Origin of the sequence: Streptomyces sp. NRRL S-244 (genome assembly GCF_000717915.1) — a bacterium.
Classification (GTDB): domain Bacteria; phylum Actinomycetota; class Actinomycetes; order Streptomycetales; family Streptomycetaceae; genus Streptomyces.
Genome location: NZ_JOCX01000011.1, coordinates 1 through 17,977, shown reverse-complemented (window position 1 = coordinate 17,977; position 17,977 = coordinate 1). Strand labels below are relative to the sequence as shown.

14 protein-coding genes are annotated in these 17,977 nt (G+C 71.2%); 7 read left to right on the top strand and 7 right to left on the bottom strand.

The window, feature by feature from the left end; translation table 11 throughout:
- Window positions 1-49 precede the first annotated feature (49 nt).
- A complete protein-coding gene (gene metH, locus IF02_RS0115275; RefSeq protein ID WP_030157168.1) occupies window positions 50-3,565 on the bottom strand; it encodes a methionine synthase in 3,516 nt (1,171 codons plus the stop codon).
- A 252-nt stretch (window positions 3,566-3,817) separates the two neighbouring features.
- Here metH and IF02_RS0115270 point away from each other — a divergent pair, with 252 nt between their 5' ends.
- From IF02_RS0115270 to IF02_RS0115250, 5 genes are all read left to right on the top strand, one after another.
- Complete coding sequence (locus tag IF02_RS0115270) at window positions 3,818-4,585, top strand: IclR family transcriptional regulator (protein ID WP_030157167.1); 768 nt, start codon at window positions 3,818-3,820, stop codon at window positions 4,583-4,585.
- A 315-nt stretch (window positions 4,586-4,900) separates the two neighbouring features.
- The gene (locus IF02_RS0115265; protein ID WP_030157166.1) at window positions 4,901-5,683 is read left to right on the top strand and encodes an MIP/aquaporin family protein; all 783 of its coding nucleotides are present in this window, start codon (window positions 4,901-4,903) and stop codon (window positions 5,681-5,683) included.
- 74 nt (window positions 5,684-5,757) lie between these two features.
- Window positions 5,758-7,284 (top strand): glycerol kinase GlpK, encoded by a 1,527-nt coding sequence (gene glpK / locus IF02_RS0115260; protein ID WP_030157165.1) that lies wholly within the window; start codon window positions 5,758-5,760, stop codon window positions 7,282-7,284.
- 37 nt (window positions 7,285-7,321) lie between these two features.
- Window positions 7,322-8,929: a glycerol-3-phosphate dehydrogenase/oxidase gene (locus tag IF02_RS0115255; protein ID WP_030157164.1), complete on the top strand. Its 1,608-nt coding sequence runs from the start codon at window positions 7,322-7,324 to the stop codon at window positions 8,927-8,929.
- A gap of 127 nt (window positions 8,930-9,056) precedes the next feature.
- Window positions 9,057-10,046, top strand: a complete 990-nt coding sequence (locus IF02_RS0115250) for a PAC2 family protein (protein ID WP_030157163.1) — start codon at window positions 9,057-9,059, stop codon at window positions 10,044-10,046.
- 85 nt (window positions 10,047-10,131) lie between these two features.
- Here the strand turns inward: IF02_RS0115250 and mshC are convergent, their stop codons facing one another.
- The 4 genes from mshC to IF02_RS0115230 all read right to left on the bottom strand — a co-directional run bounded on the left by mshC (window position 10,132) and on the right by IF02_RS0115230 (window position 13,724).
- Window positions 10,132-11,361, bottom strand: a complete 1,230-nt coding sequence (mshC, locus tag IF02_RS0115245; protein ID WP_030157162.1) for a cysteine--1-D-myo-inosityl 2-amino-2-deoxy-alpha-D-glucopyranoside ligase — start codon at window positions 11,359-11,361, stop codon at window positions 10,132-10,134.
- 121 nt (window positions 11,362-11,482) lie between these two features.
- The gene (locus IF02_RS0115240) at window positions 11,483-12,361 is read right to left on the bottom strand and encodes an SCO1664 family protein (protein ID WP_078622127.1); all 879 of its coding nucleotides are present in this window, start codon (window positions 12,359-12,361) and stop codon (window positions 11,483-11,485) included.
- Window positions 12,325-12,915 carry a DUF3090 domain-containing protein gene (locus tag IF02_RS0115235; RefSeq protein WP_030157160.1) on the bottom strand — a complete coding sequence of 197 codons (591 nt, stop codon included), beginning with the start codon at window positions 12,913-12,915 and terminating at the stop codon, window positions 12,325-12,327. The genes IF02_RS0115240 and IF02_RS0115235 overlap by 37 nt, the downstream gene beginning before the upstream one ends.
- Window positions 12,916-12,977: 62 nt before the next feature.
- Window positions 12,978-13,724 (bottom strand): histidine phosphatase family protein, encoded by a 747-nt coding sequence (locus tag IF02_RS0115230; RefSeq protein WP_030157159.1) that lies wholly within the window; start codon window positions 13,722-13,724, stop codon window positions 12,978-12,980.
- Between the two features lie 54 nt (window positions 13,725-13,778).
- Here IF02_RS0115230 and corA point away from each other — a divergent pair, with 54 nt between their 5' ends.
- Complete coding sequence (corA, locus tag IF02_RS0115225; RefSeq protein WP_030157157.1) at window positions 13,779-14,771, top strand: magnesium/cobalt transporter CorA; 993 nt, start codon at window positions 13,779-13,781, stop codon at window positions 14,769-14,771.
- Window positions 14,772-14,800: 29 nt separating this feature from the next.
- On the opposite strand, the gene IF02_RS0115220 is transcribed toward corA, so the two are convergent.
- Both IF02_RS0115220 and IF02_RS0115215 read right to left on the bottom strand, forming a co-directional pair.
- Window positions 14,801-15,589 carry a ferritin-like domain-containing protein gene (locus IF02_RS0115220; protein WP_030157156.1) on the bottom strand — a complete coding sequence of 263 codons (789 nt, stop codon included), beginning with the start codon at window positions 15,587-15,589 and terminating at the stop codon, window positions 14,801-14,803.
- A gap of 187 nt (window positions 15,590-15,776) precedes the next feature.
- Window positions 15,777-16,826 (bottom strand): LLM class F420-dependent oxidoreductase, encoded by a 1,050-nt coding sequence (locus tag IF02_RS0115215; protein ID WP_030157154.1) that lies wholly within the window; start codon window positions 16,824-16,826, stop codon window positions 15,777-15,779.
- Between the two features lie 109 nt (window positions 16,827-16,935).
- Between IF02_RS0115215 and IF02_RS0115210 the strand changes: the two genes are divergently transcribed.
- Complete coding sequence (locus IF02_RS0115210) at window positions 16,936-17,931, top strand: aldo/keto reductase (RefSeq protein ID WP_030157153.1); 996 nt, start codon at window positions 16,936-16,938, stop codon at window positions 17,929-17,931.
- Window positions 17,932-17,977 lie beyond the last annotated feature (46 nt).

Here is a 17,977-nt window from a genome sequence, read left to right as displayed (position 1 = left end):
GAACAGGCGACCGGCCTGTATGGGACCGACAAGTGTACGTCGGTCCGCCTCAGCGTGCGTTGAAATACTTCGCTTCGGGGTGGTGGATGACGATCGCGTCGGTGGACTGCTCCGGGTGGAGCTGGAACTCCTCGGAGAGGTGGACGCCGATCCGCTCCGGCTGGAGGAGGTCGGCGATCTTGGCGCGGTCCTCCAGGTCGGGGCAGGCGCCGTAGCCCAGCGAGAAGCGGGCGCCGCGGTACTTCAGGTCGAACATGTCTTCGACCGCGGCCGGGTCCTCGCCGCCGAACCCGAGCTCGGCGCGGACGCGGGCGTGCCAGTACTCGGCCATGGCCTCGGCCAGCTGGACCGACAGGCCGTGCAGCTCCAGGTACTCGCGGTACGAGTCGGATTCGAACAGCTTGGCCGTGGCCTCGCCGATCCTCGACCCGACCGTGACCACCTGGAGGCCGACCACATCCGTCTCGCCGGACTCCTCCGGGCGGAAGAAGTCGGCGAGGCACAGGCGCCGGCCGCGGCGCTGGCGCGGGAAGGTGAAGCGGGTCCGCTCGTTGCCGTCGTCGTCGAGGATGATCAGGTCCTCGCCCTTGGAGACGCACGGGAAGTACCCGTAGACCACCGCGGCCTCGAGCAGGTTCTCGGTGTGCAGCTTGTCGAGGAGGCCGCGCAGCCGCGGCCGCCCCTCGGTCTCGACGAGCTCCTCGTACGTGGCCCCGCCGGCGCGGGCCTGCTTGAGGCCCCACTGGCCCTTGAACAGCGCGCCCTCGTCCAGCCAGGAGGCGTAGTCCTTCAGCGGGATGCCCTTGACCACGCGGGTGCCCCAGAACGGCGGGGTGGGGACGGGGTTGTCGACGGCCACGTCGGAGCGGCCGCCCTTCTCCTCCGGCTCGTCGAGGACGGGCCCCGCTGTTGCAGGGCGCTTGGCGACGCGGCGCTGCTTGAGCTCCGGCAGGGAGGCGCCGGGGACGCCGCGCTTGACGGCGATCAGGGCGTCCATCAGGCGCAGGCCCTCGAACGCGTCGCGGGCGTAGCGGACCTCGCCCTCGTAGATCTCGTGGAGGTCCTGTTCGACGTAGGCGCGGGTGAGGGCGGCGCCGCCGAGGATCACCGGGTAGTCGGCCGCCAGCTTGCGCTGGTTGAGCTCCTCCAGGTTCTCCTTCATGATCACGGTCGACTTCACGAGCAGGCCCGACATGCCGATGACGTCGGCCTTGTGCTCCTGCGCGGCTTCGAGGATCGCGGAGACCGGCTGCTTGATGCCGATGTTCACGACGTTGTAGCCGTTGTTGGTGAGGATGATGTCGACGAGGTTCTTGCCGATGTCGTGGACGTCGCCGCGGACGGTGGCGAGCACGATGGTGCCCTTGCCCTCGTCGTCGGTCTTCTCCATGTGCGGTTCCAGGTGGGCGACCGCCGTCTTCATGACCTCGGCGGACTGGAGGACGAACGGCAGCTGCATCTGGCCGGAGCCGAAGAGCTCGCCGACGACCTTCATGCCCTCCAGGAGGGTGTCGTTGACGATGTCGAGGGCGGCGCGCTCCCGCAGGGCCTCGTCGAGGTCGGCCTCCAGGCCGTTCTTCTCGCCGTCGATGATGCGGCGCTGGAGCCGCTCGTCGAGCGGGAGCGCCATGAGCTCCTCGGCGCGGCCGGCCTTGAGGGACTTGGTGTTGACGCCTTCGAAGAGGGCCATCAGCTTCTGGAGCGGGTCGTAGTCCTCGGCGCGGCGGTCGTAGATCAGGTCGAGGGCGGTGCTGACCTGCTCCTCGTCGAAGCGCGCGATGGGCAGGATCTTGCTGGCGTGGACGATCGCCGAGTCCAGGCCGGCCTTGACGCACTCGTCGAGGAAGACCGAGTTCAGCAGCACGCGGGCGGCCGGGTTCAGGCCGAAGGAGATGTTGGACAGGCCGAGCGTGGTCTGGACGTCCGGGTGGCGGCGCTTGAGCTCGCGGATCGACTCGATCGTCGCGATGCCGTCCTTGCGGGACTCCTCCTGGCCGGTGCAGATGGTGAAGGTCAGCGTGTCGATGAGGATGTCCGACTCGTTGATGCCCCAGTTGCCGGTCAGGTCGTCGATCAGGCGTTCGGCGATGGCGACCTTGTGCTCGACGGTGCGGGCCTGGCCCTCCTCGTCGATGGTCAGCGCGATCAGCGCGGCGCCGTGCTCGCGGGCCAGCCGGGTGACCTTGGCGAAGCGGGAGTCGGGGCCGTCGCCGTCCTCGTAGTTCACCGAGTTGATGACGGCGCGGCCGCCCAGCTTCTCCAGGCCCGCCTGGATCACGGGAACCTCGGTGGAGTCCAGGACGATCGGCAGCGTCGAGGCCGTGGCGAAGCGGCCGGCGAGCTCCTTCATGTCGGCGACGCCGTCGCGGCCCACGTAGTCCACGCAGAGGTCGAGCATGTGCGCGCCCTCGCGGATCTGGTCGCGGGCCATCTCGACGCAGTCGTCCCAGCGGGCTTCGAGCATGGCCTCGCGGAACTTCTTCGAGCCGTTCGCGTTCGTCCGCTCGCCGATCGCCATGTACGCGGTGTCCTGGCGGAACGGGACGGTCTGGTAGAGCGAGGACGCGCCGGGCTCCGGGCGGGGCTCGCGGACGGCCGGGCTGAGCCCGCGGACCCGCTCGACGACCTGACGCAGGTGCTCGGGGGTCGTACCGCAGCAGCCGCCGACGAGGGAGAGCCCGTACTCGCGGACGAAGGTCTCCTGGGCGTCGGCGAGCTCGGGGGCGGACAGCGGGTAGTGCGCGCCGTTCTTGCCGAGGACGGGCAGGCCGGCGTTGGGCATGCAGGAGAGCGGGATGCGCGCGTTGCGGGCCAGGTAGCGCAGGTGCTCGCTCATCTCGGCGGGGCCTGTGGCGCAGTTCAGGCCGATCATGTCGATGCCGAGCGGCTCCAGCGCGGTGAGCGCGGCGCCGATCTCGGAGCCGAGGAGCATGGTGCCGGTGGTCTCGACGGTGACGGAGCAGATCAGCGGGACGGAGACGCCGAGGGCCTCCATGGCGCGGCGGGCGCCGATGATGGAGGACTTGGTCTGCAGGAGGTCCTGGGTGGTCTCGACGAGCAGGGCGTCGGCCCCGCCGGAGATCAGGCCCTCGGCGTTGACCTGGTAGGCGTCGCGGATCGTCGCGTAGTCGATGTGGCCCAGGGTGGGCAGCTTGGTGCCGGGGCCCATGGAGCCGAGGACCCAGCGCTGCTGCCCGGACTTGGCGGTGTACTCGTCGGCGACCTCGCGGGCGATGCGGGCGCCGGACTCCGACAGCTCGAAATTGCGTTCGGGGATGTCGTACTCGGCGAGCGCCGCGAAGTTCGCACCGAAGGTGTTGGTCTCGACGCAGTCCACGCCCACCGCGAAGTACGCGTCGTGGACGGAGCGCACGATGTCGGGGCGGGTGACGTTGAGCACCTCGTTGCAGCCTTCGAGCTGCTGGAAGTCCTCCATCGAGGGGTCCTGCGCCTGGAGCATCGTCCCCATGGCTCCGTCGGCGACGACCACGCGGGTCGCGAGCGCCTCCCGGAGGGCATCGGCCCGGGTCTGGGTGTCAGCGGGCGGGTTCGGCAACGAGGCCATGGGTGTGCTCCCTGGGATGCGACGGCTGTCGGCTTTGCACCCTCGCTGTGTCAAGGGTGCACGCGGTCAGGGTAACCGCGCGGCACCGGACCCGGTGAGGCTGTCCCACGTGGCGGACTGCATTCTGTGCGCGGGGGTCTGCCGGGTGTGTCCTGGCCGACGGAGGCCTGAACAGTTGCCCAACCATGCACAAGGTCGACATGGACCGATACTGTTCAGCATTGTCGAACTACGTCAGCAGGAGGCTGCGCGATGGCACGGAACATCCAGTCGCTCGAACGAGCCGCTGCGATGCTGCGACTCCTGGCGGGCGGCGAGCGCCGGCTGGGCCTCTCGGACGTGGCCAGTTCCCTGGGCCTGGCCAAGGGCACGGCCCACGGGATCCTGCGCACGCTGCAGGCCGAGGGCTTCGTGGAGCAGGACCCCGCCTCGGGCCGCTACCAGCTGGGCGCGGAGCTGCTGCGCCTGGGCAACAGCTACCTGGACGTGCACGAGCTGCGCGCCCGCGCACTGGTCTGGACGGATGATCTGGCCCGGGCGAGCGGCGAGAGCGTCTACGTGGGCGTGCTCCACAAGAGCGGGGTGCTGATCATGCACCACGTGTTCCGCCCGGACGACAGCCGCCAGGTGCTGGAGGTCGGCGCCATGCAGCCGCTGCACTCCACCGCCCTGGGCAAGGTGCTCTCCGCGTACGACCCGGTCGCCCACACGGAGGCATTGGAGGCGGAGCGCGAGGCGTTCACGCCCCGGACGGTCATCGACGGCGCGGGCTTCGAGGAGATCCTCGACCTGACCCGGGCGCGCGGCTGGGCCGCGGACGTCGAGGAGACCTGGGACGGCATCGCCTCGGTGGCGGCGCCGATCCACGACCGGCGCCGGATGCCGGTGGGCGCCGTGGCGGTCGCGGGGGCCGTGGAGCGGGTGTGCGGGGAGTCCGGGGAGCCCCGTGCGAGCCTCGTGGCGTCCGTACGGGACTGCGCGCGCGCTGTTTCACGCGATCTCGGCGCGGGCCGGTTCTAGGCCCCTTCCAGCGCTTCTCGGCCACCCCCTGGCCGCTTTCTGCCCTCTTTTCGCCATATCTCGGCCATCTGGTGGCCGGGTTTGGCTGATCGTACCTAGTGGTAACGATCCGACACTTTGGCCTGGCCAACCCTTGACGCGTTCTTCACCAGGGATGAAAACTGCCGTTCATCGGTCGGCATTGTCGAACACCTACCGGCAATACGCGTTAGGGTGTGGCAAGGCCATGGACCGGTGAACCACTCACCGAGTGCGCGGACCACCGGACGGGACCCGGTTCCGCACACCCCTGGACGTAAGACAAAGGAGTCGCGGGTGTCCAGCTCCGACATCTTCATCGGCGAGACCATCGGTACCGCCCTGCTCACACTGCTCGGTGGTGGCGTCTGCGCCGCCGTGACGCTCAAGAGCTCCAAGGCCCGGAACGCAGGCTGGCTCGCGATCACGTTCGGCTGGGGTTTCGCCGTTCTCATCGCCGCCTACGTTTCCGCGCCGCTCTCCGGCGCGCACCTCAACCCGGCGGTCACCGTCGGCCTTGCGATCAAGAACGGCGACTGGAGCGACACTCCGGTCTACTTCGCCGGCCAGCTCCTCGGCGCCATGCTCGGCGCGGTCCTCATGTGGATCACGTACTACGGACAGTTCCGGGTGCACCTCTCGGACCCGGAGCACATCCGTGACGCCACGCTCGGCCCCGAGGACCCGCACCCGCACGACCAGGCCGGCCCGGTGCTCGGTGTCTTCTCCACCGGCCCCGAGATCCGCAACGTCGTCCAGAACATGACGACCGAGATCATCGGTACGTTCGTCCTGGTCATCGCGATCCTGACCCAGGGCCTGCAGGACAACGGCAAGGGCCTCGGCGTCATCGGCGTCCTGATCACCTCCTTCGTGGTCGTCGGCATCGGCCTCTCGCTGGGCGGTCCGACCGGCTACGCCATCAACCCGGTCCGCGACCTCGGCCCGCGCATCGTCCACTCCCTGCTGCCGCTTCCCAACAAGGGCGGCTCCGACTGGGGATACTCCTGGATCCCGGTGGTCGGCCCGCTCGTCGGTGCCGCCCTCGCCGGTGGTCTGTACAACCTCGCGTTCGCCTGATCAGCACCGGCACGTATCGCAAGATCCGCACCGCCACCTGATTCCGCCTACCTAGACCTGCCAGGAGCAGCCACATGACCAGCAGCACCGGCCCCTTCATCGCCGCGATCGACCAGGGCACCACCTCCTCCCGCTGCATCGTCTTCGACCGCGACGGCCGCATCGTCGCCGTCGACCAGAAGGAGCACGAGCAGATCTTCCCGAAGCCGGGCTGGGTCGAGCACGACGCCATCGAGATCTGGACCAACGTCCAGGAGGTCGTCGCCGGCGCCATCGCCAAGGCCGAGATCACCGCCGCCGACGTCAAGGCCGTCGGCATCACCAACCAGCGCGAGACCACCGTCCTGTGGGACAAGAACACCGGCCAGCCGGTGCACAACGCGCTGGTCTGGCAGGACACCCGCACCGACGCCCTGTGCAAGGAGCTCGGCCGCAACGTCGGCCAGGACCGCTTCCGCCGCGAGACCGGCCTGCCGCTGGCGAGCTACTTCGCCGGCCCGAAGGCCCGCTGGCTGCTCGACAACGTCGAGGGCCTGCGCGAGCGCGCCGAGGCCGGCGACATCCTCTTCGGCACCATGGACTCCTGGGTCATCTGGAACCTCACCGGTGGCGCCGAGGGCGGTGTGCACGTCACGGACGTCACCAACGCCTCGCGCACCATGCTGATGAACCTGCACACCCTGGAGTGGGACGCCAAGATCGCGGAGTCCATGGAGGTGCCGCTCGACATCCTCCCCGAGATCAAGTCCTCCGCCGAGGTCTACGGCCACGTCAAGGACGGCGTCCTCGCCGGTGTCCCGGTCGCCTCGGCGCTCGGCGACCAGCAGGCCGCCCTCTTCGGCCAGACCTGTTTCGCCGAGGGCGAGGCCAAGTCCACGTACGGCACCGGCACGTTCATGCTGATGAACACCGGCGACAAGGTCATCAACTCCTACAGCGGCCTGCTGACCACGGTCGGCTACAAGATCGGCGACCAGAAGCCGGTCTACGCCCTGGAGGGCTCCATCGCCGTCACCGGCTCGCTCGTCCAGTGGATGCGCGACCAGATGGGCATGATCAAGACCGCGGCCGAGATCGAGACCCTCGCGCTCTCGGTCGAGGACAACGGCGGCGCCTACTTCGTGCCGGCCTTCTCCGGCCTGTTCGCCCCGTACTGGCGCTCCGACGCCCGCGGTGTGATCGCCGGCCTCACCCGGTACGTCACCAAGGCGCACATCGCCCGTGCCGTCCTGGAGGCCACCGCCTGGCAGACCCGCGAGATCACCGACGCCATGACCAAGGACTCGGGCGTCGAGCTCGCGGCCCTCAAGGTCGACGGCGGCATGACCTCCAACAACCTGCTGATGCAGACCCTCTCCGACTTCGTGGACGCCCCCGTGGTCCGTCCGATGGTCGCGGAGACCACCTGCCTCGGCGCCGCCTACGCCGCCGGCCTGGCCGTCGGCTTCTGGCCCGACACCGACGCCCTGCGCGCCAACTGGCGCCGCGCGGCGGAGTGGACCCCGCGGATGCCCGCCGAACAGCGGGACCGCGAGTACAAGAACTGGCTCAAGGCCGTCGAGCGGTCCATGGGCTGGATCGACGACGAAGTCGCCAGCTGACGCACCAGCTGAGTCAATCGACGAGGAGCTAAGAGATATGAGCACCCTGCAGAGCGTCCCCACCCTGGGTACGCACCCGACCGCCGGCTCGAACGCGAGCCGCGCCGAGACCCGTGAGCAGCTGGCCAAGGCCACGTACGACCTGCTGGTCATCGGCGGTGGAATCCTGGGCACCTCGGTGGCCTGGCACGCCGCGCAGTCGGGTCTGCGGGTCGCCATGGTGGACGCCGGCGACTTCGCCGGCGCCACCTCCTCCGCCTCCTCCAAGCTCGTCCACGGGGGCTTGCGCTACCTGCAGACCGGCGCGGTCAAGCTGGTCGCCGAGAACCACCACGAGCGCCGGGTGCTGGCCAAGGACGTGGCCCCGCACCTGGTCAACCCGCTCACCTTCTACCTGCCGGTCTACAAGGGCGGACCGGTCGGTGCGGCCAAGCTGGGCGCGGGCGTCTTCGCCTACTCCGCCCTCTCGGCCTTCGGCGACGGCATGGGCAAGGTCATATCCCCGGCCCGTGCCGCCGCCGACAACCCGGGTCTGAAGACGGACAACCTCAAGGCCGTCGCGGTCTACTACGACCACCAGATGAACGACTCGCGGGTCGCCGTCATGACGGTCCGCGCGGCCGTCGAGTCGGGCGCCGTCGTCCTCAACCACGCCGAGGTCACCGGCCTGCGCATGACGCGCGGCCGGGTCAGCGGTGCCGAGCTCAAGGACCGCCTCGACGGCACCGAGTTCGGCGTCGACGCGCGCGTCGTGCTCAACGCCACCGGCCCGTGGGTGGACCACCTGCGGCGCATGGAAGACAAGCACTCGATGCCGTCGATCCGCCTCTCCAAGGGCGCGCACATCGTCATGAAGCGCAAGTCGCCGTGGAAGGCCGCCATGGCCACCCCGATCGACAAGTACCGCATCACCTTCGCCCTCCCGTGGGAGGACCAGCTGCTGCTCGGCACCACCGACGAGGTGTACGAGGGCGACCCGGCGGACGTGCGCGCCACCGAGTCCGACATCGCGCAGATCCTGGACGAGGCGGCCTTCTCGGTGAAGGACGCCGACCTGGACCGCTCGCTGATGACGTACGCCTTCGCCGGCCTGCGGGTGCTGCCCGGTGGCCCCGGCGGCGTCGAGAAGGCCAAGCGCGAGACGGTCGTCTCCGAGGGCGCCGGCGGCATGCTGTCGGTGGCCGGCGGCAAGTGGACCACGTACCGGCACATCGGCCGCGTGGTCATGGACAAGCTGGCCAAGCTGCCCGGCAGCCCGCTCACCGACGACATGGAGCCGGTGAAGTCGCTCGTACGCCGGGTGCCGCTGCCCGGTGTCGCCAACCCGAACGCCGTCGCGCACCGCCTGCTCGTGGACCGCGAGCCCGGCACGCGGATGGACCCGCTCACCGCCCGCCACCTGGCCTCGCACTACGGCTCGCTGGCCTTCGACATCGCGCGCCTCGCGAACGAGGACCCGGCGCTGGCCGAGCGGATCCACCCGGACGGCCCGGAGATCTGGGCGCAGGTCGCCTACGCCCGCGACAACGAGTGGGCCGAGACGGTCGACGACGTGCTGCGCCGCCGCACCACGGTGACGGTCCGCGGCCTGGACGACGACTCCGTGCGCGCGCGGGTCGAGGAGATGCTGAGCCGCAAGGCATAGCTCGTACGCAGGTGGGGAAGAGGGGCGGTTCCGAGGGGAACCGCCCCTCTGTCGTGGGCTGTGGCCGGTGTCCCCTCAAGGCTTAGGCTGGCCCACGTACACAAGGGAACTTCGGAAGGAGACCTGGGTGATCGAGCTTGAGGGCGTGCCCGAGCTGATCGACCCGGTCATGGTGGCCGCGTTCGAGGGCTGGAACGACGCGGGTGACGCGGCCTCCGGTGCGGTCGCGCACCTGGACCGGGAGTGGAAGGGCGAGGTCTTCGCGGCGCTGGACGCCGAGGACTACTACGACTTCCAGGTCAACCGGCCGACGGTGTGGCTGGACAACGGGGTACGGAAGATCACGTGGCCGACGACGAGGCTGTCGGTGGTGCGGATCGGCGGGGCGAAGCCGCGCGACCCCCTGCTCGTGCGGGGCATCGAACCGTCCATGCGGTGGCGGTCGTTCTGCAACGAGATCCTGGGCTTCGCGCACGAACTGGGCGTGGAGATGGTCGTGATCCTGGGCGCGCTGCTCGGGGACACCCCGCACACCCGGCCGGTGCCGGTCAGCGGGGTCACCTCGGACGCGGACCTGGCACGGACGATGGACCTGGAGGAGACCAAGTACGAGGGTCCGACGGGGATCGTGGGCATCCTCCAGGAGGCCTGCACCCACGCGGGCGTCCCGGCGGTCTCGCTGTGGGCGGCGGTCCCGCACTACGTGTCACAGCCGCCGAACCCGAAGGCGACGCTGGCCCTGCTGAACCGGCTGGAGGATCTGATCGACATCCGGATCCCGCTGGGTGAACTCCCGGAGGACGCGCGGGCGTGGCAGCTCGGCGTGGACCAACTGGCCGCCGAGGACAGCGAGGTGGCGGAGTACGTGCAGACGCTGGAGGAGGCGCGGGACACCGCGGACCTGCCGGAGGCCTCGGGCGACGCCATCGCCCGGGAGTTCGAGCGGTACCTGCGCCGCCGCGACCCGGCGGCCCCCTCGGCCGAGCCGGGCGACGGCTCGTACCTGCGCGACACGTCGAGCGGTCTGACCCGCCCGCCGAAGCGCAAGCCGGACCCGTCCGGCTCGGGCGAGGAGCCGCCGGCCCCGGACGAGGAGGAGACGCCTCCCGAGGCGTAGCCGGCCGGCCCGTTCCGGGCCCGGAACGCGACGATGCCCCCTGCCCGGAAGGACAGGGGGCATCGGCGGCTTCGGCCGCGGTCCGCTAGAGGGCCACGCCCAGGAGGGCGTCGACCGTGCGCGAGACCAGGCCCGGCGCGGACTCGTCGTCCCCGTCGGAGGCGTTCTGGGCGTCCGCCCAGCGGTCCACCGCCGCGAGCGCGGCGGGGGCGTCCAGGTCGTTGGCCAAGGCCTCGCGGACCTCCTCGACGAGGGCGTCCGCCGGCAGGCCGTCCGGGCGGGACACGGCCGCGCGCCAGCGTTCCAGGCGGGCCACCGCCTGCTCCAGGACCTCGTCCGTCCACTCCCAGTCGGCCCGGTAGTGGTGCGAGAGCAGCGCGAGGCGGATCGCCGCCGGGTCCACCCCGGCGCGCCGCAGCGCGGAGACGAAGACCAGGTTGCCCTTCGACTTCGACATCTTCTCGCCGTGCAGCGCGACCATGCCCGCGTGCACGTACGCCTTGGCCATCGGGAACTCGCCCGTCAGCACCTGCGCGTGGGAGGCGCCCATCTCGTGGTGCGGGAACACCAGGTCGGAGCCGCCGCCCTGGATGTCGAAGCCCATGCCCAGGTGGTCCAGGGCGATGGCGACGCACTCGATGTGCCAGCCGGGCCGGCCGCGGCCCAGCGAGCCGCCGTCCCAGCTCGGCTCGCCCGGGCGGGCCGCCATCCACAGCATCGGGTCCAGCGGGTTCTTCTTCCCCGGGCGCTCCGGGTCGCCGCCGCGCTCCGCGGACAGCAGCCGCATCGCCTCGGCGTCGAGGTGGGAGACGCTGCCGAAGTTGGCGTCGGACTCCACCGAGAAGTAGATGTCGCCGTCCAGCTCGTACGCGGCTCCGGCGTCGCGCAGCCGCTCCACCAGCGGCACGATGCCCGGTATGGCCTCGACGGCGCCGATGTAGTGCTGCGGCGGCAGCATCCGCAGGGCGGTCATGTCCTCGCGGAAGAGGGCCGTCTCGCGCTCCGCGAGCTCGGTCCAGTCCTGGCCGTCGCGCAGCGCCCGCTCGAGGAGCGGATCGTCGACGTCCGTCACGTTCTGGACGTAGTGGACCTGCCGCTTGGTGTCGAGCCACACGCGCTGTACGAGGTCGAACGCGTTGTAGGTCGCCGCGTGACCGATGTGGGTCGCGTCGTACGGAGTGATGCCGCAGACGTAGATACGGGCGACGGGACCGGGGGCGAGGGTGATCGTCCCCTGGGTCGCGGTGTCGTGGATCTGGAGGTCGCGGCCCTTGCCAGGAAGGGCGGGGACCTCAGAAGCGGGCCAGGCATGCATGTGTCGAGCCTAACCGGACGCGTGTTCCGTAAACGAACCGGACCTGCACTGTTGGCTTGATCGGCGGTCTTGCGGTCTGGCCGGTTCTATGCGTACCGGGGCTCTGCCCGGCCCGCCCTGCTCAGACCGGAGGCCAGGGGATGGCCGGCCACTGCCCGGACGGCTGCGGGTGTACCCCGGTGCGCAGCAGATCGGCCACGCGGGCCCGTACGGCGGCCAGCTCGACCGGGGTGATCAGTTCGGCCAGCCGGGTGGCGAGCGGCTCCCCGTCGGCCAGCCGGGCGGCCAGGGCGGTGAGCACCCCGCGCGCCTCGTCGGTCAGCGGTTCGCCGGCCCAGCCCCACAGCAGGGTCCGCAGCTTGTCCTCGCGGTGGAAGCTCACCCCGTGGTCGATGCCGTACAGCCGCCCGTCGGGCGCGGGCAGCAGGTGGCCGCCCTTGCGGTCACCGTTGTTGATCACGGCGTCGAGGACGGCGAGCCGGCGCAGCCGCGGGTCGTCGGCGTGCACGAGCAGCGCGGTGCGTCCCTCCCCGACGTCGGCGAGGGCGACCGGCTTCCAGCCCTCCCCCGCCTCCTCGCCCTCGACGAGGGCCAGCAGCCCGCTGCCGTCGCCGGACTCGTCGCCGCCCGAACCGCCGTCCCTGTCGTCCCCTCCGTCCCCGGACTCGATCCACAGCTGGACCATGCCCTCGCCGTACGGCCCGTCGCGCAGCACGGTCGGCGGCACCAGGCCCCATCCCATGGCCTCGGAGACGAGGTAGGCGGCGACCTCGCGCTGCGCCAGGTTCCCGTCCGGGAAGTCCCACAGCGGGCGCTCGCCCTTGACCGGCTTGTACACGCAGTCGGCGCTGCGGCCCCCGTACGCCACCGTGCACAGCAGCACCGCGTTGGACGCCTCGCGGATCCGGCCGACGACCGTGAGCTCGCCCCGGGCGAGCAGCTCCTCAAGTTCCCCCGTGGCGCTCACGCCTGGCGCCGGTAGCCGTTCTGGCGCGGGCAGACGTGCCCCTCCGGGTCCAGCGGCAGGCTGCACAGCGGGCACGGCGGCCGGCCCGCGTTGACCACGTCCAGGGCCCGCTTGGCGAAGGCCCGGGCCTGGGCGCCGGTGAGGCGGACCCGCAGCATCGGCGGGCCGTTCTCCTCGTCCTGGAGCAGCCGCTCCTCTGCCTCGGCGAGGTCCTCCTCCGAGTCGGCGTCGAGCTCCACCAGAGCCTGCGCCTCGACGATCATCCGCTGTTCCTCGCCGTCCCAGGCCAGGGCCATGGTGCCGACGCGGAACTCCTCGTCGACCGGGACGTCCAGAGGCGCGGTGTCCGCGGCCTCGGCGGGGGCGACGGCCGGGACCGGGGCATTGCCCCCGGTGCGCCGTACGACCTCGTCCAGCAGCTCGTCCATCCGCTCGGCCAACGCCGCGACCTGGGTCTTCTCCAGGGAGACACTGGTGACGCGGGGGCCGGAAGAGGCCTGCAGGAAGAACGTACGGCGTCCCGGGAGGCCGACCGTGCCCGCCACGAAGCGGTCCGGCGGATCGTAGAGGAACACCTGACGGGGCACGTCCAGTCTCCAAGTCTCGGTGGCGGGTTGTTTCGGCCCGTCCACCCTACTGCGCCGTTCGATCAGGCCGCGCCCGCGCCGCCTCCGACGACCGCGTTCCCTCCGGTCTCCGCCGCGCTCTCGAACGTGGCGGTGTCGGCGGCCGCGGAGTCCGCGGAGTCCGCCGCGCGGGCCGGGCGCGGGGCGAGCGAGCCGAAGTCCCCGGTGTCGCCGAGCCGGAGCAGGAACGGCCGCGTCGGCGTGTAGCGGACCGCGGTGACCGAGCAGGGGTCCACGTGGATGCGCTGGAAGAGGTCCAGGTGCATGCCCAGGGCGTCCGCGACAAGGGACTTGATGATGTCCCCGTGCGAGCACATGAGGAAGACGGCGTCGCTCCCGTGCTCCTCCTCGATCCGCGCGTTCCACTCCCGTACGGCGTCCACGGCGCGCGCCTGCATGGCGCGCATCGACTCCCCGCCGGGGAAGGCGGCGGCCGAGGGGTGCTGCTGGACGATCTTCATCAAGGGTTCGTCGGAGAGCTCGGAGAGTTTGCGGTTCGACCAGTCCCCGTAGTGGCATTCGCCGATCCGGTCGTCGGTGTGCAGCGCGAGCTCCGGGCGCGCGGCGAGCAGCGGTGCAAGGGTCTCGCGGCAGCGCTGGAGCGGGCTGCTGACGGCGGCGGCGAGCGGCACCGCGGCGAGCCGCCCGGGCAGCGCCGCCGCCTGTTCGGCTCCGCGCTCGTCGAGGGCCACTCCCGGCGTCCATCCGGCGAGCAGCCCTGCGGTGTTGGCGGTGGACCGCCCGTGTCGTACGAGGATCAGCGTGGCCATGGCGCAAGCCTAAGCGGTGGTGCTCGTGTGCGGGCCGGGCGCGGGCGGGGGAGAATGCCGTCCGTGATAGTCGACTGCGCCATGTACCGGGACGGCCGCCGCTCTCCTGCGCCCGAGGACCTCTCGGACGCCCTGGACGAGGCGCGGGCCAGTGGTGACGCCTTCCTCTGGGTCGGCATGTACGAACCGACGGAGGAGGAGTTCGAGCACGTCAGCCAGGAGTTCCGACTGCACAAGCTGGCGGTGGAGGACGCGCTGACCGCGCACCAGCGCCCCAAGCTGGAGGTGTACGACGACTCGCTGTTCGTCGTCCTCAAGCCGGTCATGTACGACGACGACACCGACACGGTGACCACGGGCGAGCTGATGCTCTTCATCGGCGACTCCTTCGTGGTCACGGTCCGGCACGGCGAGGGGGCCGCGCTGAGCGCCGTGCGCAGCCGGCTGGAGCACGAGCCGGAGGTCCTGCGGCACGGTCCGACGGCGGTCCTGTACGCGGTGTCCGACGCGGTGGTCGACCACTACATCGAGGTCGCGGCCGAGCTCCAGGCCGACCTGGAGGAGGTGGAGGCCGAGGTCTTCGCGCCGCAGGCCTCGGACACCAAGAACACCGCCGCCCGGATCTACGGCTTCAAGCGGCAGGTGCTGGAGTTCCGCCGGGCGACGAGCCCGCTGCTCCAGCCGATGGACCGGCTGGCCTTCGGGAACGTGCCGTTCGTGCACGAGCACGCGCAGCCGTTCTTCCGCGACGTCGCCGACCACCTGACCAAGGCGAGCGAGTACATCGAGGGCCTGGACCGGCTGCTGTCGGACGCGCTGGCCGCGCACCTGGCGCAGATGGGCGTCCGGCAGAACGACGACATGCGCAAGATCTCGGCCTGGGCGGCGATGGCGGCCGTCCCGACGATGGTGGCGGGGATCTACGGCATGAACTTCGACCACATGTGGGAGCTGCGGCAGCCCTGGGGCTATCCGGCGGTGCTCCTGGTGATGGTGGGCGCCTGCCTGGGCCTGCACCGCCTGTTCAAGTCCCGCGGCTGGCTGTAGCCCGAGGGGCCTCCCACGCGTACTCGGGCTTACGCGTACTCGGGCGCTGTCACCGGTACGCCGCCCAGCGCGTCGCGCCGCTCCGGCGGGCGCAGGCTGATCATCCGGTGCCAGCCGGCGAACCGCTCGTACGCGTACATCCCGCGGATCCCGGCGGCCAGCGCGGCCGCCTTGGGCGCGGGCCAGCGCAGCAGCCGGCCCATGTGGCCCATGACGGCGAGGCTCACGTCCCGGTAGATGGCGATCTCGACGAGGGCGCTCTCGCGCAGCACCCGCTGGATGGTCCGGCCGTGTCCCTCGCGGACGAGGCGGAGCAGCTCCTCGTGGCAGTAGGCGAGGTGGTTGTCCTCGTCATTGCTGATCATGCGGATGGCCCTGCCGACCTCGGGGTGGTCGCCGAACTGCCGGACGAGCATGACCATCTGGTCGGCGGCGCGCTGCTCGGTGACCCGGCTGTGGGCGAGGTAGACGACGATGTCCTCCTCGGTCAGCGGCTCCTCGCGGCGCAGCTTCTCGTGCGCGAGGCCGATGCCGCGCCGCTCCAGCAGCATGGTGTAGTCGGTCTCGGGCGGCACCGGGACGGGCGGCAGGCCGCGCTTGCGGAGCAGGGCGTTGAAGATCCGGCCGTGCTTGTCCTCGTCGGCGCCGTGCCGGGTGATCTTCGGCGCGAGCTCGCGCATGCCGTCGGGCACCAGGGCCGCGATCCGGGCGTTCTCCCAGCCGCCCTGGGACTCCCCGCTGGCGGCGATGGAGCAGAACAGCTGGAACGAGTCGTCGTTGTCGACGATCTCCTGGAACAAGCTGCGGGCAGAGAGCATGCATCGAGTCAACGGCCGATCCGGGGGCCCGGCAACCGAGGGGTGGCGCCGCTCGGCCGAATGAACGACGTGCCGGGGTCGGGGCGCGGGCGTAACCCGGAGGGTGCCGCCCGCGTTGTGCCTGTGTCGGCCGTGGCGGGGAAGACCCCCGAGCCCCCACCACGGCCGCAGAGCATGCGGGGACGGTTCACGCCAGGCCGGCGCGCTCCATGGCTTCCGTGCCGGCCCGCAGGGCGGTGATCCGCTCGTCCAGGGTGAAACCGGCCGGGGCGAGCGTGAGGGTGGTGACGCCGGCCTCGGCGTAGGCCCGCATCCCGTCCGCGATCCGCTCGACGGAGCCGAGCAGGGTGGTCGAGTCGATCAGCGAGTGCGGGACGGCCGCGGCCGCTCCCGTCTTGTCGCCCGCCAGGTACTTGTCCTGGATCTCGGCGGCTTCCTTCTCGTAGCCCATGCGCTGGGCGAGCTGGTTGTAGAAGTTCTGCTTCCGGCTGCCCATGCCGCCGACGTACAGGGCCGTGTACGGGCGGAACATGTCGGCGAGGGCGGTCACGTCCTCGCCGACGGCCAGCGGGACCGTCGGGCAGACGTCGAAGCCGTCCATCGTCAGTCCGGCCTTCTCGCGGCCCGCCCGGATGTGGGTGAGCGCGGTGGCCTCCAGGTGCTCGGCGGCCGGGAAGATGAGCAGCGCGCCGTCGGCGATCTCCCCGGTCTGCTCCAGGTTCTTGGGCCCGATGGCGGCGATGTAGAGCGGGATGTGCTCGCGCTCGGGATGCACGGTGAGCTTGATCGGCTTGCCGGGGCCGCCGGGCAGCGGGAGGGTCCAGTGCTCGCCCTCGTAGCTGAGGCGCTCGCGGCTCATCGCCTTGCGGACGATCTCCACGTACTCGCGGGTGCGGGCGAGCGGCTTGTCGAACTTGACGCCGTACCAGCCTTCGGAGACCTGGGGCCCGGAGACGCCGAGGCCGAGCCGGAAGCGGCCCTTGGTGAGGGAGTCGAGGGTGGCGGCCGTCATGGCGGTCATCGCGGGCTGGCGGGCCGGGATCTGGAGGATCGCGGAGCCGACGTCGATGCGCTCGGTCTGGGCGGCGACCCAGGCGAGCACGGTCGGGGCGTCGGAGCCGTACGCCTCCGCGGCCCAGCAGACGTCGTAGCCGAGGCGGTCCGCCTCCTGGGCCACGGCGAGGTTGTCGGCGTCCATGCCAGCGCCCCAGTAGCCGAGATTGATGCCGAGCCGCATGTGTCGTCCCCTTACGGTGTTGCCGGTTTACCGATCAGTAACGTACGTCTGCGGGGGACTGTAGCGCGCCAGGGCTCCCCGCGTCAGTGCCCCAGTAGTCTCAGCGGTCATGGAGCAGAGGCATCTCGGCCGCACCGGACTGCGCGTGTCCCGGATCGGCCTCGGCACCCTGACCTGGGGCCGTTCCGCGGAGGGCCCGGACGAGTCGGGCGCTGCCGAGCAGTTGAAGACGTTCTGGGAGGCGGGCGGGACGCTCGTCGACACCGCCGACGTGTACGGGGGCGGTGAGGCGGAGTACCTGCTGGGGCAGTTGATCGACGGACTGGTCCCGCGGCGGGACCTGGTGATCGCGACGAAGTCGGGCTCGGTCCGGGCCGCCGACCGCCGGGCCGACGGCTCGCGCGGCCACCTCCTCGCCGCGCTGGACGATTCGCTGGCCCGCCTCGGAACGGACCACGTCGACCTGTGGCAGGTCCACGCGTTCGACCCGGCGACCCCGCTGGAGGAGACCCTCCAGGCCCTGGACCTGGCGGTGAGCAGCGGCCGGGCCCGGTACGCGGGGGTGGCGGGCTTCTCCGGCTGGCAGCTGGCGAAGGCGGCGACGTGGCAGCTGGCCGCGCCGGGGGTGCGGACGCGGCTGGCGTCGGCGCAGCTGGAGTACTCGCTGCTCCAGCGGGGCGTGGAGCGCGAGGTCCTGCCGGCGGCGCTGGACCTGGGCGTCGGGCTGCTCCCCTCCTCTCCCCTGGGGCGGGGGGTGCTGACGGGGAAGTACCGGGACGGCACGACTCCGGCGGACTCGCGGGGCGCCTCCCCGACCATGGCCGGCTTCGTGGACCCGTACCTGGACGAGACGGCGGGCGGCATCGTGGACGCGGTGGCGACGGCGGCCCAAGGGCTGGCGGTGACCCCGCTCCAGGTGGCCCTGGCCTGGATCCGGGACCGGCCGGGGGTGGTCGCTCCGATCGTGGGCGCGCGGACGTCCGCGCAGCTCAGCGAGGCGTTGTCGGTGGAGCCCCTTACTCTTCCGGAGGAGATCTGCCGGGCGCTGGACGATGTGTCGGCGCCCGTGCACCGCTACCCCGACCACGACTGGAGCACGCTGTGAGCACGGACCGCCAAGCCGCGCAAGCCGCTTCCGCGGCCCCCCCGCC